General features: G+C 71.9%; 17 protein-coding genes and 2 riboswitches. Of the genes, 16 read left to right on the forward strand and 1 reads right to left on the reverse strand.

Translation table 11 applies throughout. From position 1 onward, the window contains the following. A partial coding sequence (locus HV826_RS26380; protein ID WP_303623592.1) for an FIST N-terminal domain-containing protein occupies positions 1–424 on the reverse strand: 424 nt, incomplete at its 3' end. 168 nt (positions 425–592) lie between these two features. On the opposite strand from HV826_RS26380, the gene HV826_RS26385 reads away from it, so the two are divergent. From HV826_RS26385 to HV826_RS26460, 16 genes are all read left to right on the forward strand, one after another. Continuing rightward, a complete protein-coding gene (locus tag HV826_RS26385; protein WP_176419741.1) occupies positions 593–1,903 on the forward strand; it encodes a hypothetical protein in 1,311 nt (436 codons plus the stop codon). A 607-nt stretch (positions 1,904–2,510) separates the two neighbouring features. Then, the gene (locus HV826_RS26390) at positions 2,511–2,975 is read left to right on the forward strand and encodes an SMI1/KNR4 family protein (protein WP_176419773.1); all 465 of its coding nucleotides are present in this window, start codon (positions 2,511–2,513) and stop codon (positions 2,973–2,975) included. Positions 2,976–3,221: 246 nt separating this feature from the next. After that, positions 3,222–3,878 carry a hypothetical protein gene (locus HV826_RS26395; RefSeq protein ID WP_217917428.1) on the forward strand — a complete coding sequence of 219 codons (657 nt, stop codon included), beginning with the start codon at positions 3,222–3,224 and terminating at the stop codon, positions 3,876–3,878. Between the two features lie 14 nt (positions 3,879–3,892). Further along, on the forward strand, positions 3,893–4,174 hold the full coding sequence (locus HV826_RS26400) for a hypothetical protein (protein WP_176419743.1): 282 nt from the start codon (positions 3,893–3,895) through the stop codon (positions 4,172–4,174). A gap of 140 nt (positions 4,175–4,314) precedes the next feature. Next, positions 4,315–4,803 carry an FHA domain-containing protein gene (locus tag HV826_RS26405; protein WP_368670994.1) on the forward strand — a complete coding sequence of 163 codons (489 nt, stop codon included), beginning with the start codon at positions 4,315–4,317 and terminating at the stop codon, positions 4,801–4,803. Positions 4,804–4,809: 6 nt separating this feature from the next. Next, a riboswitch (cobalamin riboswitch) is annotated at positions 4,810–5,057 on the forward strand. A 58-nt stretch (positions 5,058–5,115) separates the two neighbouring features. Further along, the gene (locus HV826_RS26410) at positions 5,116–7,125 is read left to right on the forward strand and encodes a TonB-dependent siderophore receptor (protein ID WP_176419745.1); all 2,010 of its coding nucleotides are present in this window, start codon (positions 5,116–5,118) and stop codon (positions 7,123–7,125) included. Beyond that, entirely contained in the window at positions 7,097–8,713 is a 1,617-nt protein-coding gene (locus HV826_RS26415) for an MXAN_6577-like cysteine-rich protein (RefSeq protein WP_176419746.1), read from the forward strand. Before HV826_RS26410 ends, HV826_RS26415 begins: the two co-directional genes overlap by 29 nt. Before the next feature lie 19 nt (positions 8,714–8,732). Then, a complete protein-coding gene (locus HV826_RS26420) occupies positions 8,733–9,626 on the forward strand; it encodes an ABC transporter substrate-binding protein (protein WP_255217427.1) in 894 nt (297 codons plus the stop codon). Continuing rightward, positions 9,623–10,708, forward strand: a complete 1,086-nt coding sequence (locus tag HV826_RS26425; RefSeq protein ID WP_176419748.1) for an iron ABC transporter permease — start codon at positions 9,623–9,625, stop codon at positions 10,706–10,708. Before HV826_RS26420 ends, HV826_RS26425 begins: the two co-directional genes overlap by 4 nt. A 20-nt stretch (positions 10,709–10,728) precedes the next feature. After that, a riboswitch (cobalamin riboswitch) is annotated at positions 10,729–10,941 on the forward strand. Between the two features lie 143 nt (positions 10,942–11,084). Further along, the gene (locus tag HV826_RS26430) at positions 11,085–12,428 is read left to right on the forward strand and encodes a hypothetical protein (RefSeq protein WP_176419749.1); all 1,344 of its coding nucleotides are present in this window, start codon (positions 11,085–11,087) and stop codon (positions 12,426–12,428) included. Beyond that, positions 12,425–13,162 (forward strand): cell surface protein, encoded by a 738-nt coding sequence (locus tag HV826_RS26435; RefSeq protein ID WP_176419750.1) that lies wholly within the window; start codon positions 12,425–12,427, stop codon positions 13,160–13,162. The genes HV826_RS26430 and HV826_RS26435 overlap by 4 nt, the downstream gene beginning before the upstream one ends. Before the next feature lie 32 nt (positions 13,163–13,194). After that, on the forward strand, positions 13,195–13,698 hold the full coding sequence (locus tag HV826_RS26440) for a ubiquinol-cytochrome c reductase iron-sulfur subunit (protein ID WP_176419774.1): 504 nt from the start codon (positions 13,195–13,197) through the stop codon (positions 13,696–13,698). A gap of 143 nt (positions 13,699–13,841) precedes the next feature. Continuing rightward, a complete protein-coding gene (locus HV826_RS26445) occupies positions 13,842–15,527 on the forward strand; it encodes an FHA domain-containing protein (protein WP_176419751.1) in 1,686 nt (561 codons plus the stop codon). A gap of 85 nt (positions 15,528–15,612) precedes the next feature. Next, on the forward strand, positions 15,613–19,245 hold the full coding sequence (locus tag HV826_RS26450) for a serine/threonine protein kinase (protein WP_176419752.1): 3,633 nt from the start codon (positions 15,613–15,615) through the stop codon (positions 19,243–19,245). A gap of 4 nt (positions 19,246–19,249) precedes the next feature. Next, positions 19,250–20,032 carry an ABC transporter ATP-binding protein gene (locus tag HV826_RS26455; protein ID WP_176419753.1) on the forward strand — a complete coding sequence of 261 codons (783 nt, stop codon included), beginning with the start codon at positions 19,250–19,252 and terminating at the stop codon, positions 20,030–20,032. Between the two features lie 22 nt (positions 20,033–20,054). Further along, entirely contained in the window at positions 20,055–22,292 is a 2,238-nt protein-coding gene (locus HV826_RS26460; protein ID WP_176419754.1) for a fused MFS/spermidine synthase, read from the forward strand.

A 22,292-nucleotide genomic window follows, 5' to 3' on the forward strand; every position in this document is an offset into this window, starting at 1 on the left:
CCGTTGGATTGCCGCTCAGCGCGTCCGGGAAGACGAGCAGCGCCCGGCGGCGTCCCGGCGGCATGGGCGGCAGCTTCTCAATGGCACGTGCCACCGCGTCACGTCCGGCCGCTCGGGGGTCCTTGCTGACGGGCCCACCCATCCCCGTCCCGACCTGCAAGTCCACCCCGCAGACGAGCGCGACCACCATTCCCTGGAGCAGCAGCTCGGTTCCCGCGAAGACGCCCGCCGCGCAGCATCCGGCCCAGGGAACGCCTCCAAGCTCCCGCCGGAGCGCCGACGCCAGGTCATTCGCGTCATATTGGTCCGTGCAGAAGACCAAGGCGAAGGTGGGCGCGTCCGCGCCTCGCAGCGCCTCCGCGCTCGCCTCCCGGACGGCGACTTCGCCATCGGGCGAGCTGCTCTTTCCAATCCGCATCCGCATCCCACTGGAATCGATATCCACGCGCGTGCTGGCGTGCAGGTGGCGCTGGCTTCGTTCGGCCGAAGCGGGCGCCTTGTGGGCCTGCCTCGGTTGACACCCCCTCGTTCGCCCGGTTGTATCCGCGTGCTCATCGAGTCAATGCCGTGTGTGCTTGAAAAGGGGGACCTCGTGAGAAACGGAACCGTCATCTTCGCTCTGGCCGTCGTGATTTCCGTGGGGTGTGGCGATGCCGCGGACCCGGACCCCGGCGGGTGCCCCGAGACGGGCACGGGGACGTTGGAGTTGTCGATTGAGGGACTGCCGGCCTCCGCCAGCCCTCACGTCCTCCTCCGCCGAGGCAGTGAGTCCCGGGAGGTTCGCGCGGGTGGCCGGCTGGCGGGGCTCGCGGCGGGCATGTGGACGCTCTCCCCGGAGCCGGTGGCGGTGAGCGGCGGCCGGGTTCGCGCCGCCTATGATGCGCCGGCGCGCCAGCTCTGCGTCTTGGATGGAGAGGTGGCGAACGCGGCCCTCCAATACGCGCTCATCCCCAGCAGCCAGCGGCTGTGGCTGTCCACGAGCAATGGGGCGGCCGAGGTGGAGGCCTTCGCCGCCGTGGACCTGGAGACCACGGGCGCGCCGTCGGCCGCCGTCCAGCTCGGTTCGAGCCCGGGCATTCCCCGGGCTTCAGGGCTCGCGTTCGACAGGCGTGGCAACCTCTGGGTGGCGCTGGGGTCGGGGGAACTGCGGCGCTACCCCGCCGGCGACCTGGGCGCGTCTGGCGTCAAGAGCCCCGATGTCATCATGCGCGGCGGCGTGTTGAGCGCTGGGAGCCCGGGCCCCATCGCCATTGCATTCGATGCCGCTGGCGACCTCTGGACCTCCATCGGGTTCAGCGACACCGTCATCCGGTTTGGCGCGGCCCAGCTTGTCTCCGGCACCGCTCCGGCGCCGCAGGTCGTGCTGAGCGGGCTGGGAGCCCCCTCCACGCTCGCGTTCGACGCCACGGGCAACCTCTGGGTGGGAGACGTGACGGCCGGGGCGTCCCGCGTCCACAAGGTGGCCGCATCGAGCCTCCAGGCGTCGGGCGCCGTGACGCCCGTTGTGAGCATCGACGTGATGGAAGCCGCTCCGGGCAGGAGCTTCGCGGGCCCCGCGGGGCTCGCCTTCGATGGGGAGCGGAACCTGTGGGTGTCCTATGGCGCGAGCGGCGTCGTCGTGCGGCTCACGCCCGCTGACCAGGAGGGCTCCGGCGCGGTGAGCGTCGTCCCGAGCATCCAGATTGACGCGGGCGGCCCCAAGGAAGTCGCCTTCGACGAAGGCGGGGGCCTGTGGATGGCCTACGACTCCGGGAGGATTTCCCGGCTGAGCCCGAGCCAGCTCAGCGTCTCTGGCGCGCCCACGCCTGACGTCGTCATCTCCAGCCCCGACCTCGGGGCCACGCATGGCGTCGCGGTGTATCCGGCCCCCGCGAACCTGCCCTTGTTTCACCGGCTGCCGTGACACGGCGCGGGGAGGGCAGGGGGCTCGGCAACTTCCCGCGCGGAATCGATTTGGGAGCTGACGTCAGTGTAGGGGACGCGACGGCGATGGGGATGCAGGGAGTCCGTATAGAAGTCCAAGACGCCGCGTCGTTGTTGCGGGAAGGCGACGTCTTCGTCATCACCGGGCTGGTGCTGCTTCCCCAAAGCCACTTCCAGGAACGCTTCGCGAGGCCCCGGGCTGAGGAGGGGCATCGGCGGCAGACGGTGCAGTCGCGGTGGGGCTACGCCCGTGTTTCGGGATGACGCACTGTTGTTGTAACTAAGCAACGATTGCCCCTGCCCAGACCAACGCAGCGCGGACGCAATGGAACAGCATGCGCCCCGACTTCCGGCGCCACTGGGCAAATCGATTTGGCGCGTGGCCCACCGACACCACTGGGACACCCTACGAGGGGCATCACGTTCAGGACCTCTGGCACGGAGGCAATCCCACCGACTGGGACAACATCATTCCGTTTCCGCAGGACCTGCACCAGCAACTCCCGTCCGCGTACAAGCAGTGTTACGCGAACAACCCACCGTGGACCAGGACCGGGGTGGACTATCCCAATGGAGAATGCCCTTCCATGAAGGACCTTCTCGCGGAGGTGTCGCGCCTCCACTTCCCGAACCCTCCTGCGACGCCCGAGCAAATTGAAGCGTTCGAGCACAGCGCAGGTTGGCGTCTGGACCCGGACTTGCGCGCCTTCTATCTGCACTGCAACGGTGCGCGCCTCTTTGACCGCATGGACCCTGCCTTCGCCTTCGCTCCGCTGGCGGAGCTTCGTCGTGCCCGGCTCGTCATGCGTAACGACGACAGCGAAGATGCCGGGCCCGCGTCTTGGTATGCCCTCTGCCGTGTGCGGGATAGCAACTTCATCCTGCTTGACGTGAGCGAGCAGCATGACGGCCGCTCCCTCCTTCGTGACGGCTACAACGAGGCGTTTCCAGACCCGGGCTACTGCCCCAAGATTGCCAGGTCGTTTCGGGAGTTCTTGATGGGGGCGCTCAGGTCGGAGGAGCGGTGGTTCTGGCTGTCAACCGAAGATTAGCTGTGGATGGGTCGGAAACCGCATGGCCTGGGCCAGCCGCGCCACGGCCGTCTTGAACTCGCGCCGCTCCACCTCCTGAGCGGCCCTGACAGACGGCTCTCGCCATGCGTGCCCAGTGGCATGCCAGCGACGAGGGTAGCAGGGCTGAGCGTCTTCCGTGCGCTTCGCTCATGACGCGCAACGAACCGTTGAGTGGCCGGGCGGGGGGCTTCCGTCCCCCGTTGCCAGGACGGTAGCGTTGCCCGCATGGCATCGGGCACCGTCTTGCTGCGACTGGGTGTGTTGGGAGGGCTGCTCGCGGGTTCCGGCTCGCAGGCGGCGGAGGCCACGGAGGCTCCCCGCGCCGAGGAGGCTCCCGAGGCCTACGAGTCCTCCTCCGTGCAGTGGCAGCTCCTGGTGGGCGGCCTCACCTCGCTGGACGGCTACGCCTCAACGGGCTACCAGGGATGGTTGCTCGGGGCCGGCTGGGAGTTTCCCCGGCTGCGCATCCGCTTCCAGTACCTGGCGGGCCTCCCGTCGAGCATGGTGGACACCCGCACCGAGGTGAAGCTGGAGCAGTATGTCTTCGGCTTCTGGCTGGACACGCCCGTGCTCCGCTCGGGTGAGTGGCGTTGGAGCGTGGGCGCGGGGGCGGGCTTCCTCCTCTTCGGCCGGACGGCTTTTGCCCGCGTGGGCGGGCTGGACACCGCGGGCCCCCGCTTCCTCCCCGCGTTCCTCACGGGGCCGGATACCTCCCTGCGCTGGCGCTTCTCCCGGTACCTCGCCGTGGAGGGCTCGCTGGCGATGGACGTCGCCTTCGGCCGCCCCCTCATCGGCTTCCAAGGTCCGCAGGGCTTCGAACCGCTCTATGAGGGCTGGGCCATCCGGCCACGGCTGAGCGTCGCGCTGATGGTCTTCCCGTGAAAGGTGGCCGTCCGATGAACAACCGTACTGACCTCGCATCGCACACGCTTCGCGGGCCCTTCCGGCACCTGCTCGTCCTGGCGCTGCTGGCCTGGAGCGGAGGCTGCGCCGTGGAGGACCCGATTGCACGACTGCGCGGCGCGGACAGTGGCACGGGCACCTTCTCCACCGACGACGAGGCCCTGCTCTTGGGTGAGGACAGCCTGGAGCTGGCGCTGCCGGATTGCGTGGAGGCCGAGCCAGCGGGGGACGCGGGCGTGGCCTGCGAGGACGCGGGGACGCCAGACGTTCCGTAGTCGCCTGGTGGCCAGCGTGGGTGGACCTCCCACGCGGTGGGACCCGACAGTGAATCGCACGCCCCGAGGTCCAGGAACTGGCGCGGCCGGAGTCTCGTGTCCATGTTGCGCGCGTCCATCCGGTGAACAGGAAGGTGCGCGTGTTCCAGCCAGCTCCTCGCGATGCGCGGGCCCAAGACGGGAGCTGGCCCGTGTTGCTGTGGGAGCCTGCTTCCACGCGGCCCCGCGCTGGGACGTCCCGGTCAGCGGAGAAGGCATCGACGCCCTGCGCCACGGCGCCCGTGGTGCTGGAGGTGCGCCCGCGGCTGCGCCCGGCGGATGGCGACGTGACGGTGGGCAGCGGCGCCGAGTGCGACATCGTCCTGGCCGAGCCCACGGTGTCCCGCCTGCATGCGCGCCTTCGTCGTGAGCCGCACACCGGGCTGTGGTGCGTGACGGACCTGGAGAGTGAGCGAGGGACGTACCAGGACGGGGTGCTCATCCTCCCGGGCCGCCCGGCGCCGCTGCTGTGCCGTTCCCGGCTCACGCTGGGGAACGTGGAGCTCCTGTTCCTCCGGACGTATGCCTTCGAGCAGTCCGTGCGCGCGTCCTCGCTGACGCCCCCGGTGCGCTTGACCCGCCGGAGGTGACCTCCTAGAAAGGGCGCGCCCTTGGGTGCCCATGCCGGGCTTTCAAGAGGGAAGCCGGTGTGAGTCCGGCGCGGTCCCGCCACTGTGAACGGGCAGCCCTGAGGTCAGGGCCGGGGGCTTCGGTTTGTCGCCACTCCAGCCGCGGCCGAGCGCCGCTCCGGGGGAAGGCGGAAGTCCTCTTCTGGCATGACGCAGCGTGCGCCAGCCGCCAGAGCCCGTCAGCCAGGAGACCTGCCCAGGGGTGCGGCCGAGCCTTTCGCGGGCCCGGGCGGTTGGCCTTCTCTCTTCGTCGGAGGGAGCGGAAGGCGGAGCATGCGGTGGAACTTCCTCGCCGGGCCTGTCGTGTGCCTGGCGCTCAGCCTTCCATGTCCCGCCGGGGCGCAGCCCTCCGAGGCCGAGCCCGCCCCCACGCGCACCACCGTGGTTCGCGGCAGGACACCGCCTCCGCCTGAGTCTCCAGAGCGGAGGGACCCGACGGGCGCCATCACCGTCATCGACGCGCGAGAGCGCGCGGGCGAGGCGCGCGACACGGCGGAGCTGCTCGTGGGCTCGGTGGGGCTCGCGGTGCAGGACTCCGGTGGTTACGGCCAGAGCAAGAGCCTGGTGGTGCGGGGCGCGTCATCCAACGGCGTGCTCGTGTTCCTGGATGGGATTCCGCTCAACGGCGCGGGCGGCCTGTCGGACCTGTCGCTCATCCCCTCCGCGCTGGTGGAGCGCTTCGAGGTGCTGCGAGGTGGCGCGGGCGCGCGCTATGGCTCCGGCGGCCTGGGCGGCGCCATCAACATCATCACTCGCGCGCCAGGGCCGAACCTGCGCACGAGCGGCGAGGTGACCTACGGGAGCTGGAACACGGCGCTGGGCCACGTCGCCGCCACGGGGCCGCTGCTGGGCGGGCAGGCGCTGCTGCTGGTGCACGCGGGCCGCTCGGATGGCGACTTCGCCTACGACGTGGACGACCTGCCCGCCGTGGACGGCAACCCCCAGGTCTCCGAGCGGCGTGCCCGCAACGACGCGCGGGGAGGGGGCGCGCTCCTGCGCTACCGGCGACGGCTGGCGGGAGGCTCGCGGCTGGATGCGCTCGCGGAGCTGTCCCTGGAGGACCGCGCCATTCCGGGCACCGTGCAGAACCCCCAGTCCACCGGAGACCAGGAACTGGGGCGGCTGGCGTTGGGCCTTCGCTGGTCGGGCGTGCTCGACGGGCTGGGGCAGGGGAGCGCGCGAGGCTTCTTCCGGCGTGATGGCCTGGAGGTGACGGGGCACATCCCCGGCGCGGGTGGCGCGCAGCGGCACGCGGTGGGCGGCGTGGAGCTGGAGGGCCGCGGGCCGTTGGGAGCGCGCCAGTCGCTGACCGTCACGGTGGCGACCTCGGGTGAGACGGTGACGCAGGCGGAGGGCGCGCAGGCCGCCTCGTGGTGGCGCGGCAGCGTCATGGCCATGGATGAGGTGCGGCTCTTCGGCGGCGCGTTGGACGTGGTGCCTTCCATGCGGCTGGAGCGGGTGGGCCCGTACTGGCTGCTGTCGCCGAAGCTGGGCGCCTCCGTCGAGCTGGGGCGCGGCTTCGGCCTGCGCGCCAACGCCGGCCAGTCCCACCGCGCGCCGTCCTTCCTGGAGCTGTACATCCGGCAGGGCACGCTGCTGCCCAACCCCGGATTGAAACCCGAGCGCGCCCTGTACGCGGACGCGGCGGTGAGGTGGCGCTCCGGCCCGGAAGACGGCGAGGACGCGGCGCCGCGCTGGGGCTTCACGCTGGGCGGCTTCGCGGCGCTGTATGAGAACCTCATCGCCTATGAGCTGTACCCGCCGCTGATGGCGCGCCCGTACAACTTCGACGCCGCGCGCGTGTGGGGCCTGGAGCTGGAGGGCGAGGCGCGGCCCCTTCCCTGGCTGCTGGCCAGCACGGGTTACACGTATCTGCGCACGGAGAACCGCTACGGGGACCCGCGCTTCTTCGGCAAGGACCTGCCGAACCGTCCCAGGCACAAGTGGGTGGGGCGGGTGCGCGCGGGACCCGACTGGCTCAACGCCCGCGCCGAAGTGCTCTATCAGTCCGCGCAGCGCATCAACCGCACCGGCTCGCTGGACTTGCCCTCGCGCACGTGGGTGAGCGCGGGCGCGTCCAGCACCTTCCTTCACGGGCCGGACCTCACCCTGTCCGTCGAGCTGAAGAACCTCCTCGACGTCCGGACCTTCGACTTCACGGGCTTCCCGCTGCCGGGACGCGCCGTCTACGTGACGCTCGCGGTGGCGCTCGAGCCAGGCGCGTCACCGTCTTCCTCCTCTCCTCGGGAGCTCCATGACTCGCCCGCGTCCCCTGTCCCCTGAGCCGTCCCTTCCGACCTTGCTGCTGGCGGCCGTGGCGGCGCTGCTGCTCACCGGGTGCCCGGAGGAGGGCGCGGTGTGCACCTCCGGCCTGTCCGTCTGCGGCGAAGCTTGCGTGGACCTGGGCGGCGATGCCGCGAACTGCGGCGCCTGTGGCAACGCGTGCGGTGACGGGCAGACGTGTCAGGCCAGCGTCTGTGGCTGCCGCCCGGGGACGGAGTCCTGCGGTGGCGCGTGCGTGGCCACGGCGAGCGATGTCGCCCACTGCGGCGCCTGTGGCAACGCGTGCGCCGCAGGGCTCGTGTGCGAAGCCAGCGTGTGTCGCGAGGGCTGCTCAGAAGGCAGCTTGCGGTGCGGGGGCTCGTGCGTGGACGTGCGCGCGGACGTGCTCAACTGCGGCGCCTGCGGCAACGTGTGCCCGGACGTACAGACGTGTCACGAGGGCCGCTGCGGCTACGACGTGGTGGCGGCCTGCTACACCAACGGGCAGCTCGTGGGCATCCAGGCGGGGACGGACCAACTCGGGCCTCGGCGTCAGTTCGGTTCGGGGGTGCAGACGCTCGCGTCCTGGGACGGCTACGTGCTGGCCGCGGACGCCACGGCGTCGAAGCTGCTCCAGGCGGCGGGCGGCGCGCTGGGGACGGTGGTGGAGGAGGACTCGCTGGGCGGGGTGTCGGGCTCGCCCAACGACATCCTGGTGGACCCGCCTTATGTCTACGTCGTGGACTCGGTGAACAACACCTTGCAGGTGCTCAAGCAAGAGGGCCCCTCCCAGGGCGCGGGGCTGGGGCTGCGCACCGTGACGCAGGTGAACCTGGGGGCGAACACCAGCCCGCAGGCGGTGGCGAAGTGGGGCACCACGCTGTACATCCCCTTGTTCGGCACGGGCGGCTCCATGTTCCAGTTTGGCAACGCCGTCGCGCGCGTGGACATCTCCAACCCCGAGCAGCCGCGCAAGGTGGACACGATTTCGCTCACCGGGCTGGACCTGAAGCCCTTCGACGGCGGCACGGTGTTGCCGCTGCCCTACTCCGTCGCGGCGACGGAGGCGGGGGTGTACGTGAGCCTCACCAACCTGAATCCCTACGACGGCTACAAGCCCAATGGCCCGGGCATGCTCGCGAAGATCGACCCCGCGAGCGGCGGCGTGAGCGCCATCGACCTGGGCGCGGCGGACTGCCTCAACGCGGGCTACGTGGAGGCCGTGGGTGACCAGCTCGTGGTGGCCTGCCTGGGCGAGGCCGAGTACGACGAGGCCAACGGGCACAGCGCCAGCGCCGTGCGCGCCTCCGGGTTGGTGCTGGTGAAGAACGACGCGCCCGTGGCGGCGTACGCGCTCACGGCGGGGTGTGCGCCCGGAGCGCCGGGCTGCAACCTCTCCGTGGCCAGCCGCTTCGCGGTGTCGGAGGGCGCGGTGTACCTGGCGGATACGAACGCGGGCCGCGTCTTCGTGGTGGCGGTGGAGGACGGGCGGTTGGTGGAGCGCCGCGGCTTCTCTTCGCCCCAGGCGCTGGGGCCCGCGCTGGAGGCGTGCCCCGTGGACCCGCGCCGGCCCGTGTCCAATGCCATTGACGTCACCGCCCTGCACTGAGGAAGCGCACGCCATGCCCATGAACCTGACTTCCACTTCGCGTCCCCGCTCGGGCACGTCCGTCCTGCTCGCCACGGTGCTGTGCCTGTTCGCCGGGACGGTGCGCGCGGCGGAGACATCCCGGCTGAGGACGCTGGGGCCGCCCGCGCCTTCCCAGGTGCGGCGCGTGGTGACGCTGGCGCCCTCGCTGTCGGCGATGGTGCTGTCCCTGGGCGCGGGGAGCACGCTGGTGGGCGTGTCCCGCTTCGACGAGGCGAAGGACTTGGCGAAGCTGCCCCGCGTGGGCGGCTTCACGGACCCTTCCGTGGAGGCGGTGATTGCGCTCAAGCCGGACCTCGTCCTGGTGCAGCCCGGGCCGGGCAACCAGCGTCCGGTGGAGAAGATGGCGGAGCTGGGCGTGCCCGTGTTGCTCCTGCCGCTGCACTCCGTGGCGGACGTGCTCGCGGCCATGCGCGCGGTGGGGAAGGCGCTCGGACGGGAGAAGGCGGCGGAGGCGGTGGTGGTGGACATCGAGGCCACGCGCGCGCGCATCCGGGAGGCGGCGAAGAAGCTGCCCGCGCCGCGGGTGCTGTTCGTCTATGGCTTCGCGCCGCTCGTGGTGGCCGGGCCCGGCTCCTTCGCGGACGAGCTGCTCCGGGACGCGGGCGGCGTCAACGTGGCGGCGGACGCGGGCTCCGCGTACCCGGTGTACTCGGTGGAGCGCGTGGTGCGGGCCCGGGCCTCCGTGGTGGTGGATGCCGCGGACGTGGACGTGGGCAAGGACACGCTGCGGGCACTGCCCGGCCTGTCCAGCGCGCGCTGGGTGGACCTGCCCTCCATGGCGCTGCTGCAGCCGGGACCTTCGCTGGGGCGGGGGCTGGAGGAGCTCTTCCGTTTGCTGCATCCGGAAGGAACGGGTAAGGCCGCGCCGTGAGCGAGCCGGCGACATCCCAGCGTGCACAGGGCGGAGCGGGAGGTTTTCGCGCCTCGCGCGCGGTGATGTTGTTCGGGGGCTTCCTCGTGGTGGCGGTGGGGTGCATGGCCGTGGCGGTGCGCTTCGGTGAGCAGTCCATCTCCCTCACCGCCGCGCTGACGGAGCCCACGTCCACGGATGCCGTCATCTTCTGGTCGCTGCGGCTGCCGCGCGCGCTGCTGGGGGCCATCGTGGGCGCGGGGCTGGCGGCCTCGGGCGCCACGCTCCAGGGGCTCTTGCGCAACCCGCTAGCGGACCCGTTCGTGCTCGGCGTGTCCGGCGGCGCGGCGATGGGGGCGACGCTGGCGCTCGCGGTGGGGCTCGGCACCGTGGGGGACGTGGCACCGGGCCTGGGCGGCGGCATGGCGCGGCTGTCCGCGCCCGCGCTCTTCTCCTTCCTGGGCGCGGGGGCCGCCATCCTCTTCGTCCTCTCCGCCAGCCGGGGCTCCGCGTCGCGCGCGCCCTATGCCGCGCTGCTCACCGGCGTGGTGTTCAACGCGTTCGCCTCCGCGGCCATCACCCTGGTGAAGACGCTGTCCGACCCCGACCGGCTGGGGGAAATCCTTTACTGGCTCGCCGGCGCGCTGGGGTACGAGCGCGGCGGCACGCTGGTGCTCTCCGCGTTGCTCCAGGCCGGCGCGATTGGCGTCATGTGGGTGCTCTCCGCACGGCTGAACCTGCTGTCGCTGGGGGACGATGACGCGGCGTCCCTCGGCGTGCCGGTGGCGGCGACGCGCCGTTGGCTGCTGCTGGCCACCAGCGCGAGCGTCGCGGGCGCGGTGGCGCTCACGGGGTTGATTGGCTTCGTGGGGCTCATCGTGCCGCACCTGCTGCGGCTGGCCTTCGGGCCGGACCAGCGGCTGCTGGTGCCCCTGTCGGCGCTGGGCGGCGCGGCCTTCCTCGTCCTGTCGGATTTGCTGGCGCGGCTGGCCTTCCCCTTGTTTGGGGCCGAGCCTCCCGTGGGCGTCGTCACCGCGCTGCTGGGCGGCCCGCTGTTCCTCGCGCTGCTGCGGCGGCGGGTGCGGCTGGGGGCCAGTCATTGACAATGGCTTGCACCCGCCATATCCCCGCCCGCGTCCTCGGTGTCGCCGTGATTCCACGGCGACTCAAGGGAACCCGGTGTGAATCCGGGACTGCCCCGCAGCGGTGAGCAGGAACGAACGCCGTCACGTGAAGCACTGGCCCGAAGCGGGCTGGGAAGCGACGGCAAGTAGGTGGGTGCTCCGTGCACCCGCGCCTGCGAGTCCGAAAACCTGCCGAAGACCCGTGCCTCTGGCACGGACATCACCGAGGCCTCCGAGGGGAGGCGGCGGGGGCGGTGCCGTCCGGCGCGTGTGATGTGCGCCGGGGCGCTGCCTTCGGCCGTGTCCTCCTGGAAGCCCATCCGCCCGTGGGGGCGGAAGAGGGAGCGAGGACACCATGAAGTACGCCGATGTGAAGCGCGCGGGAGCCCGCACGAAGTCCCTGATGTTCGTCACGGCCAGCCTGGTGCTGGCGGTGACCACGGGCTGCGGCTCCGAATGCGTGGACGCCTTCGACTGCCGCAGTGAGAACGGCCCCGCGCCGGAGGGCCAGGCGTGGACGTGCGCCGCGGAGAAGTGTGAGACGCGGCCCATCCAGCAGGTCCCCGAGCCCGACGCGGGCACCGAGCCCGACGCCGGCACGGAGCCGGACGCGGGCACGGAGCCGGACGCTGGCACGGAGCCGGACGCTGGCACGGAGGCGGACGCTGGCACGGAGCAGACGTGTGAGACGGCGCCGCACGACCCCGTGCTCGGCACGCTCCAGCTCCAGACGGGCTTCGAGGCCACGGGCTCCGCGCCGCTGCCGGACGACGTGCTGGCGCTGGCCGCCTCGCCGGGCCCCACGTATACGGTCTACGCCGTGCGTGGCAGTGGCATGGGCATCGACGTCGGCATGTACTCGCTGGGCATCTGGCCCGACCTCCAGCCGGACGACACGAAGCTCTTCGACGTCGTCTCGCCCGCGGACCGCGCGGGGACGGCGACGGTGTTCTCGAACGGCTTCCTGGTGAACGACAGCCGGTATCTCTTCGCGGGCTACACCACGTCCGCGACGGGCGCGCTGGGCTCGGTGGCCGCGTATGACCTGGCGTCGCCCGCCGCGTCCTCCTACATCGATGCGCAGGCCAACTTCACCGCGGCCAGCTTCACCTCGGGGGAGGACTCCGTGCTGCTCGTCAACAGCGTGAGCCTGGGCAACGCGGGGGGCGGCCTGGGCGTCTTCGGCCTGGTGACCTCCGAGACCCCCTTCCAGACGGTGCGCCTGGCCAACTTCCCGGCGGGCGAAGCGGGCGCCAGTGGCTTCACGGCGGTGACGGACAATGGAATCGCGATGCTGGGCTTCTCCAGCAGCGTGGACTTCAGCAACAAGGCCCGCGTGGTGGCGCCGTCGGTGCTCGCGGATGCGCTGCGCGGCGGAGCTCCCGTGGACCTGGGCACGCAGGCCGAGCTCGTGGTGGACAGCGACTTCAACGGGGCCTCCACGTTCGGTGAGGGCGTCGCCGTCAAGCGCGGCGGCTACAACGAGAACTGGCAGTTCGTCTCCACCGATGTGTCTCGCTACGCCCTGTCCCTGGGCATTGAGCCTGGCGCGGTCGTCATTGGCGAGCGCACGCCGGTGCTGTCGTTCGTGGACGCGTGCACCTCCGTGACGCAGCTGGCGCACCTGGGCTCGGACCTGCTGGTGGGCGTGGATGACAGGAACGGCCAGCGGCTGGTGCGCATCCAGGTGGCCCGGTGAGCCATCGCGGCCTCCAGCGCTTCGCCTGGGGCATGGCGCTCGCCGTGCTCCTGGGCGCCGCCGCGTGTGGTGACGCGTCCTCCAGCGTCGACGAAGACGCGGGAGCGCCGGATGGCTCCACGCCGCTGGAGCCCGATGCCGGACTTCCGCCCGAGGACCCGTACGCGGACGAGGTCGTCCTCTTCGAGCCGGGTGACAGCGCGGGCTTCGGGCAGGACCGCTTCCCGGACGTCGTGCTCGGGCCTCCTTCGGGGCTGGGGCCGGACAATGGCTCTCTGGACGTGCTCTCGCTGGGGCGGGGCGGCACCATCGTCCTGCGCTTCACCGACCTCGCGGTGGTGGATGGGCCGGGCGTGGACCTGCTCGTGTTCGAGAACACCTTCCTCGTCGCGGGCGGACTGGCCACGTACTCCGAGCGGGGCATCGTCTCCGTCAGCGACGACGGCGTCACCTGGTACGACTTCCCGTGCGCCACCACGGACGCCGCGGGCGGCTACCCAGGGTGCGCGGGCGTCGCCACCGTCCAGGCCAATCCGGCCAACGGCGTCAGCGCCACGGACCCCGCCGTGGCGGGGGGGGACGGGTTCGACCTGGCGACGGTGGGCCTGGAGCGCGCGCGGTACGTGCGCATCGTCGACGCGGGCAACAACCGCTACGGCGGCACCTCCGGGGGCTTCGACCTGGACGCCGTCGCGGTGGTGAACGGTGAGTCGCTTCGGAGCGGCACCCCGTGAAGCGGCTCCCGCCACGGCCATGTCCCCTGTCCATGACGGGGGAGGTGGATCGCCGCGCCGCGCTCGGCACGCTGCTCAAGGGCACCTGTGCCCTGGCGGCGCTCGGGGCGGGGTGCGGTGACGGGTGGCGGGAAGCCGTGGTGCTCGACCCTCCCGATTCGGGAGGGCCGGGCCCGTCCTGTGCGCCGCGGGCGCCCTCGGGCCCGCCCGGAGAGGACTGGGTGGAGGTTTCCTTGGTGGCTCACCCCTCGCTGGAGGTCCCCGGCGGCGCCGCGGAGGTCCGCGTTCCCCAGGCGCTGCTGGACGTGGTGGTGGTCCACACGTCACCTGGCTGTTACGCGGCGCTCTGGCGCATCTGCACGCACGGTGATTGCGCCGTGGACTGGGTGCCGGCCGACGGCGTCATGGAGTGCCCCTGCCATGGCTCCCGCTTCAGCCAGGAGGGGCAGGTGCTGAATGGCCCGGCGTCCCGGCCGCTCGCGGCCTTCCCCGTGGTGAGGCAGGGCGCCTCCCTCTTCATCCACCGGCCCCGCTGAGCAGCCGCTCGAAGCAGCCGCACCGCAGGTGAAATGACGCGGTGCGGGGCGCCACGCCCTGGCGCCGGGTTGCGGAATACCCGCACTGAGTCAGTGTCTCCTTCTCTCAACAGACGGGAGAGTCGTGTAAGGTCGCGCCCTCGATGTGGCAGATCATCATCAATGGGCCCGGCTACTTCGACACGTCGTACGATCTGCCTGAGGGCGTGACGAGCCTCGGCCGTGCGGACGAGAACGATATCGTCCTGGGCGGCGACCTCGTGTCACGCCGGCATGCGCGGCTGTACGTCGACGGCGACGTGCTGCGAATCGAAGACCTGGGCAGTCGCAACGGCAGCCGCATCAACGGCGCGCCCTTGCAGGGCTCTCGGCAGCTCGTCGCCGGAGACTCGGTGGCGCTGGGGGAGAATGTCCTCGCCGTGCGCCAGCCCAACACCGTGGAGAACGCGGCCACGGAGATGGTGGACCTGGGCGCGGGCGGCGTCGTGCGCTTTGGCCACGGCCAGGACGTGGGCCCCTCCGTCCTGCTGGCGAAGAACGTGCGCGACGCGGACGTGCTGCGGCTCCTGGACAACGTGGGCCCGGTCTCCTTCGACGACAGCTTCTCCGCGTCCGCGCCGCTGCCCGCCGCGAGCCCGCGCGTGGGGCAGGAGACGCTGGTGCTGTTGTTCCGCACCGCGGAGGCGCTCTCGTCGGCCACCACGCTGTCGTCGTTCCTGGACACCACCATGGACCGGCTGCTGGAGGTCACGGACGCGACCACGGCGGTGGTGCTGCTCAAGCACGCCACGGGCGCCATGGTGCCCGCCGCCGTGCGCCACCGCGGCCGGCTGGCCCAGGGCGAGGTGCCCGTCTCGGATGCCATCGTCGAGGAGGCCCTGCGCCAGGGCCGCGCGCTCGCCGTGGGCGACGTGCGCGATGACCGCCGCTTCGCGGGCCGGGAGAGCGTCATCCTCTACGGCGTGGACCGCGTGCTGTGCATCCCCATCGGCGCCGAGCCGCCCTACGCGGGCGTGCTCTACGTCAACCTGTCCGCCAAGGGCGACGCCAGCGTGGAGTCGATGCTGGATACCTGCACCGCGGTGGCGCATCTGGTGGCCACCGGCGTGCAGAAGTTCTCCCCGCGCGAGGACAGCCCCGCGGCGGACAGGCTGCGGCGCAACCTGGAGCGCTTCCATCCGCCGGACGTCGCCGAGCGCCGCGCCGCCGAGGCCCAGAAGCAGGGTGGCAAGCTGCCCGGCCTGGAGGAGCGCAACCTCACCATCCTGCACGCGGAGCTCGTGGGCTTCTCCGTGTTGTGCATGCGCATTGGCGCCGCGCGCGCCACGCAGATGCTCAACGACTTCCACGCGCGGATGAGCGGCATCGTCTTCAGCTTCGAGGCCACCGTGGAGGGCTTCCGGGGCGAGTCCCTGCGCGCCCTCTTTGGCGTCCCCTACGTGAAGGGCGAGGACTCGGTCCGGGCCGTCCGGGCCGCCCTGGCGCTGCGCTCCGAGTGGGAGCGCTCCATGGCGCGCCGGCCCCTGGACGAGCGCTGCGAGCTGCGAATCGCCCTGCACAGCACCCGGGCCCTGGTGGGGCTGATCGGCACCGAGGTGCGTCCGGACTACACCGTGGTGGGGGACGGCGTCGGGGTGGCGGGGTGGCTCGCCGGCACCGCCAGCCCGGGCCAGGTGCTCATCACCGGCAAGGTCCTGGCCACGGTGGGGGCCCGCTTCGACGTCCAGCCGCTGGGCGAGCGCCTCATCCGTCCCCCGAAGGACAAGGTAGCGGCCTTCGAGGTGCTGGAAGAGGATGTAGGCCAGTTGACCAATCCCGGCTTCCGCTGAGGGGGGCGCGTCCGGTTGACGGGTTGCTGCGACGTACCGGGACAGGGTTCAATGTGGACCCCGTCGTGGTGAACCCCCGCACCGCATGAACTCGTCAACCCAACCCGCCCGGTTGAGACCTTTCCGGCCCCAGCCGTTTGGCCGGTACACGCTCCTGTCCCATCTGGCGACGGGGGGCATGGGAGAGATCTACCTCGCGCGGTTGGAGGGGGCGCAGGGGTTCGAGAAGCTCTGCGTCATCAAGAAAATCCTCCCGCAGCTGGCCGCGGACACGGACTTCGTCGAGCGCTTCGTGGGCGAGGCCCGCACCCTGGTCCGCCTGAGCCACGGCTCCATCGCCCAGGTGCTGGACATGGGCCTCCACGAGGACGAGGCCTACATGGCGCTCGAGCACGTGGACGGCAAGGACCTGCGCAAGGTGGCCGCGCGCGTCAGAGACAGGCAGATGCCGCTGCCCGTCACGTTCATCCTCTACACCATGGGCCGGGTGCTGGACGCGCTGGCCTATGCGCACCGCAAGACGGACGACGACGGGGAGGACCTGCGGCTCGTCCACCGGGACATCTCGCCGCAGAACATCCTCATCTCCTACGAAGGGGAGGTGAAGGTCATCGACTTCGGGCTCGCCAAGAGCCGGTTGTCGGCGGCGAAGACGAACCCCAGCATCATCCTGGGCAAGTTCCTCTACATGTCGCCGGAGCAGGCGCGGCACCAGCCGGTGGACCGCCGCAGCGACCTGTACGCGGTGGGGCTTTGCCTCTACGAGCTCATCTGCGGGAAGAACCCGTTCGACGGGGTCCACCCGGGTGAGCTCATGTCCCTGGTGGCGAACCCGCGAATCGCGCCGCTGGACCAGGTGGAGCCGCTCACGCCGCCCGCGGTGACGGCGCTGGTGGCCAAGGCGCTGGCGGTGGACCCGTCGCAGCGCTTCCAGACGGCGGAGGAGTTCCGCGGGCGACTCCACGCCTGCCTGATGGAGATTGATTCGAGCGCGGGCCCGGAGAGCGTCAGCCGCTTCATGCGCGAGCTGTTCGCGGCGGACTTCCAGTCCGAGCGGCGCCTCCTGGCGAGCCTCAAGGACGTGCCGCGCCTGTCCACGGAAGAGGTCCGCGCGCAGGCCTCGTTGTCGGAGGACCCGCTGGCGCCGAAGCTGACGCACGCGATGCTGCCGGCGAAGACCATCCGCCTGGATGGCCCGGTGGAGCCGCTGTCGTTCTTCCCCACGCCCCGCAGCCGCGAGGGCGGTGGTCCGGTGACGGACGGTGAGACGCGCCCGGGCGTCCCGATTGACGAGGCCACCCGCCCCGCGTTCCCCATCGAGGCGCTGGAGGAGGCGGCTCGGGCGCGGAGCGTGCGCCAGGACTCGGCGCCCTCGGTGGAGGTGGGGCCCGAGGCCTTCGTTCGCGGCGGCGGGGTGAGTCCTTCGGCTGCTCCGATGCCTCGCGCGCCAGCGATGACGCGCGAGGTCCAGATGACGTCGATGCCGCCCGAGGCGGTGCCGCCTGGCGTGGCCGCCGCGCGTGCGCTGCTTCCGTCGCACCTGCGGCCGACCGAGCTGGCGATGCCGAGCCTGGGCGGGCTGTCTTCTTCCGCGGCCGCGTCCGTCCAGGTGGAGTCGACGGACGCGAAGGCCGAGTCGCTTCGGGGCAGGGCGTCCGAGGCGAGCCCGAGCGTGATTGCCTCGCTGGGGGCGTCCACGCCCGCGGTGCCGCCGCGTGGGGCGCCGCGTCCGCCGCCGCCAGGGGCCGAGCCGCACGTGCCCGGAGCGGCGCTGCAGCGCACCGGCGTGGTGGTGATGCCCGCGGTCAACGTGCCCGCTCCCGCGCCGTTGCCGCGCACTTCGGCGCAGGCGTCGATGCCCGCCGTTGAGGTCTCGGAAGGGGCTGACGGATACGCGGATGATGACCTCGCGCTGTCCGAAGACGAGGACGCCGCTTCGGCGCGAGAGGACGCGTCCGGGAGCGCGCCCCCGGTCGAGGCGCTGTCGTCGCGGGAGGACGAGGCGGCATTCAGCGAGTCGCATCCTTCTGGCCCGATGCCTCGAACGGCTTCGGTGGTGATGGAGGCCGTCCAGCCGCCTCCGCCGGGCTCGACACCGTCTCGCGCCATTTCCTCCGTGGAAGTGCCTGCGTTGGATGCGCAGGACGAGGCGGCTTCGGGTCCGGTCTCTTCCGTGGACATGTCCTCGGAGGACGGGATGGCATCGCGCACGGAGATGCCCGCGGTGGACGGGCAGCTCGGTGATTCACCCTCGCTGGGCATGTCCTCGCTGGGGGCGCCTCAACCTCCGAAGGGGGCAACGCCCTCGCGAGCCATCCCCGCCGCACCTGCGCCGGGAGCGCTGGCTTCCCGCTCCGAGCCCGCGGTGGACGAGCCTGTCGTGGACGCCACGCCCGCTCATGGCGGGCAGGCCCTCTCCCCCGAGGACGACGCCGCGGCCGCGCACGCGTCCGACGCGGGCGTGTCCGAGGAGGAAGCCGGCCTTTCTTCGGCCGACGCGCAGGCCCAGGCGGACGCCTCGTCGGAGCTGCCCGTGCTCTCCCCCGAGGAGGTGGGGCACGAGGACTCCGCGGCGCGCATCGCTGACGCCGACACGCATCCGCGCATCCACCGTCCGACGCGAACCGAGCGTCACGACGACACCCAGCCCCGCGTCGCGCATCACGCCGACACGGACCCTCGCGTCACCCGCCATGACGACACGCAGCCGCGCGTGGTGCTGGACGCGGGCCTCTTCAACGACGTGGAAGGCGCCGAGGACGAGGAGCGGTCCGGCGTCTCCCGACCCAAATCACGGCGTACCCGGTCGTCTTCCCCGGGGATGGCGCCGGTCAGCCCCGCGCGCAGGACAGGCTCCGTCTCCGCCGTGCGTCCCCCCGCGCCTACCCCCGTCGTGACGGACGAAGAAGACGACGAGAGCGACGACGATGTCCGCGTCTCCCTCACGCCCAACGAGGAGACGCGGCGCACGACGATGCCCGTCCGCCCGGAGACGCGCTCGGCCGAGCGCATCGCGAAAGAGGACACCCGCCGCACGGCGATGCCCGAGCGCCCCGAGCGCCGCCGTAAGGGCCCCCTCGTGTTCGTGCTGGTGTTGCTGCTCATCAGCCTGGCCGTGGCCGGCGCCTTCTTCCTGGGGCCCCCGGCGCTTCGCGCCCAGCTGCTGAGCCAGTTCATGCCGGAGCAGCCCGAAGGGCCCCCGCCCGCGCAGCCCCTGCGGCCCTCCGCTCCCGGCGAAGCGCAGGCGGGCAAGGCCGCCAACGAGGCCGGCCAGCCCCCCGAGGGCAACGCGGCGCAGGCGGGGCCTTCGACTCCTGGGGCGCCCGCGCCAACCGGGGCCACGCCTGGAACTCCCGCGCCCAACGCCGCGCCGCCCGCCGGTGCCACGGAAGGCGGGCTCGACGACTCCTTCCTCGCGCCGCTGGACGCGCAGCCGAACACCGTGGCTCCCGCGAAGCGCGCGCCGTCGGTCCGCAAGACTCGCTCCGCCCGCGCCCGTCCGCTCACCACGCTGGAGAAGGAGTGGCGCGACACGAACGCGCTCTTCAACCAGCTCAACGCGGAGCACTCGTGCGTGGTGCTCGGCCTCTGGTGTACGCGGTACGCCGAGGTGAAGAGCGAGGTGGAGGCCGCGGGCAGCAGCAACAACCCGGAAGCGCTGCGCAAGGTCCGGGCGATGAAGCGCTATCTGCTGCAGAAGCAGCGGGAGCTGTATTAGTCCCGTGGAGCCCCTGCTCGTCACCCGGGCGCTGGTCGCGGGCTACGGTCCTCGTCCCATCCTTCGAGGGGTGGCGTGCGAGGTCCGGCCCGGTGAACTGTGGGCGGTGCTCGGCCCCAACGGGACGGGCAAGAGCACGCTGCTGCGCGCGGTGCTGGGCATGGGGCCCTGGACGCGCGGAGAGGTCCGCCTGCTGGGCCGGGAGCGCGCCGCCTGGGAGCCCCGAGCGCTCGCCCGCAAGGTGGCGTGGGTGCCGCAGACGTTCGAATCCGCGGAGGGCTTCAGCGGCCTGGAGCTGGTGTTGATGGGCCGCAGCCCGCACCTGGGCCTCTGGGGCCTGCCGTCCGCGAGCGACGTGGCGCTCGCGCGGGAGGTGATGACGGAGCTCGGCATCGCGCACCTGGCCGAGCGGCCATCGGAGGCGCTCTCTGGCGGCGAGCGCCGGATGTTGATGCTGGCGCGAGGACTGGTGCAGCAGCCGGAGCTGTTGCTGCTGGATGAGCCCACCGCCTTCCTGGACGTGGCCCATCAAGTGGGTTCGCTCGACCGCGTGCGCGCGCGCGTGGACGCGGGGCTGGGCGCGGTGGCGGTGCTGCACGATGTGAACCTCACCGCCGCCTTCGCCACCCATGTGCTGCTCCTCCGGGACGGCCAGGTGCTCGCGCGGGGGACGGCGAGCGAGGTGCTGGAGCGTGCCTCCCTGGAAGCGCTCTACGGGGTGCCCATGGAGACCGCGCTGGCTCCGTCCGGCGCCCGGCTCTTCGCGCCCCGAGCACCCTCGCGCTGAACCTTCTTCCTGGACCGACAACATGTCCCGCTACGCCATCGCCATCTTCGCCAGCGCGTTCCTCCTGTTCGGCGTGCAACCCCTGGTGGGGCGCTATTCCTTGCCGTGGTACGGCGGAACGCCCGGCGTGTGGACGGCGTGCATGTTGTTCTTCCAGGCGGTGTTGCTGGGGGGCTACGCGTACGCGCACGGACTCGCCTCGCGGCTGGCGCCTCGCACGCAGGCCCGCGTTCACCTGGGACTCCTGACGGTGGCGGTGCTGCTGCTGGGCGCTCGCGCGTTGTTGGCCGGCTCTCCGGTGGCGCCCGGGCCTGAATGGCGTCCGGAGGGCACCGCGCTGGCCGTGCCCCGGCTGTTGGCGATGCTGGCGGTCACCATCGGCCTGCCTTTCTTCGTGCTGAGCACCACGGGCCCGCTGCTCCAGTCGTGGTTCGCCCGCGCGCGGCCGGGCCGCTCGCCCTATCCGCTGTACGCGCTGTCCAACGCGGGCTCGCTGCTAGCGCTGCTCGGCTATCCCTTCCTGGTGGAGCCGTGGGTCGGGCGCGGCGCCCAGGCGTGGAGCTGGGGCGTGGGCTTCGCCTTCTTCGCCGTGGCCTGCGCGGTGTGCGCATGGGACGTGATGAAGCAGCCGGACACGGCGACTGTCGCCACGGCCGCGCCCGTGACGGCCACGCCGCTGACGGATGCTCCCACGGCGGAGGTCGGCGCCGAGGTGGCCCGTCCCACCGTGCGCGCCACGATGACGTGGCTGGGGCTGAGCACCTGCGCGTCGGTGCTGCTGCTGGCGACGACGAACCAGCTCTCCCAGGACGTGGCGGCCGGCCCCTTCCTCTGGGTGCTGCCCCTGGCCGTCTACCTGCTGACCTTCATCCTCGCCTTCTCCCGCGAGTCCTTCTACTCGCGGACCGTCTACGCGGTGCTGCTCATCGCCTCGGGCGCGGGCGTGGCGCACGCGCAGACGCAGGGGCCACAGTCGTCGCTCGCGCTCCAGTTGGCCGCGTACTCCGTGGCCCTCTTCGCGGGCGCCATGGTGTGCCACGGCGAGCTGTACCGGCTGCGTCCTCCGCCGCGCCACCTCAGCGCCTTCTACCTGTGGGTGTCCGCGGGCGGCGTGCTGGGCGGGCTGCTCATCAGCGTGCTGGCCCCCGCCGTCTTCAGCGCCTATTGGGAGTACCCCCTGTCGCTGGGCGCGTGCTGCGTCGTGGCGCTGGTGGGCGTGGCGAAGCAGGCGGGCGAAGCGACGCGGACGCAGCGGCTGCAGCGCGTCCTTCGCGGCGCCATGCTGCTCCTGGTGGCCGGGCACCTGACGTACACCATGGCCAGCGAGCAGGGCCGCGCGCGCTTCGCCTCGCGCAACTTCTTCGGCGTGGTGCGGGTGATGGAGCAGGGCGTGGGCTCGCCGGAGGACCACCGCTTCACGCTGCTGCATGGCGCCATCACCCACGGGCTCCAGTACGTGACGCCCGAGCGCAGGGGCGTGCCCACGACGTATTACACGCCGGAGGCGGGCCTGGGGCTGGCCATCGCCGAGCAGCGCCGGCTGCGCGAAGCCGTGGGGCTGCCCGCGGGGCTGCGCGTGGGTGTGCTGGGGCTGGGCGTGGGCACCAGCGCGGCGTTGCTCGAAGCGGAGGACACCGGGCGCTTCTACGAAATCGACCCCGCGGTCATCGCGCTGGCGCGAGGCGAGGGCGGCTACTTCTCCTACCTGGGAGACACGCCGGCGAAGGTGGAGCTGGTGGAGGGGGACGCGCGCATCTCCCTGGAGCAGGAGCTGGAGGCGGGCGGCGCGCAGGGCTTCGACGTGCTCGCGTTGGACACCTTCTCCTCGGACGCGGTGCCGGTGCACCTGCTCACCCAGGAGGCGGTGGCGCTCTACCGCGCGCACCTGGCGCCCCATGGCGTGCTGGCGCTGCACATCAGCAACGTCCACCTGGACCTGGTGCCGCTGACGCTGGCCCACGCGCGGGCGCTGGGGCTGCACGCGGCGCTGGTGGTCAACGAGACGCAGGGGGACGCGCTGCGCAGCAACTGGATGGTGCTGAGCCCGGACCGCGAGTTCTCCTGGGGGCCTTCCTTCACCCGGGCCTCCGCGCGCGTGCGCCGGCTGGGCCTGCGGGAGGACCCCGACTTCACCTGGACGGACGAGAAGAGCAGCGTGCTGCACGTGCTCCGCCGCGGCAGGCCCTCGGCGAGCGTCAGGGACGTGGAGGCCTCCTCCGGTCCGCCCGGGCCCGCGTCCGCCCAGCCCGGGACGGAGTGA

The organism is Myxococcus sp. AM010 (assembly GCF_013372585.1).
Classification (GTDB): domain Bacteria; phylum Myxococcota; class Myxococcia; order Myxococcales; family Myxococcaceae; genus Myxococcus; species Myxococcus vastator.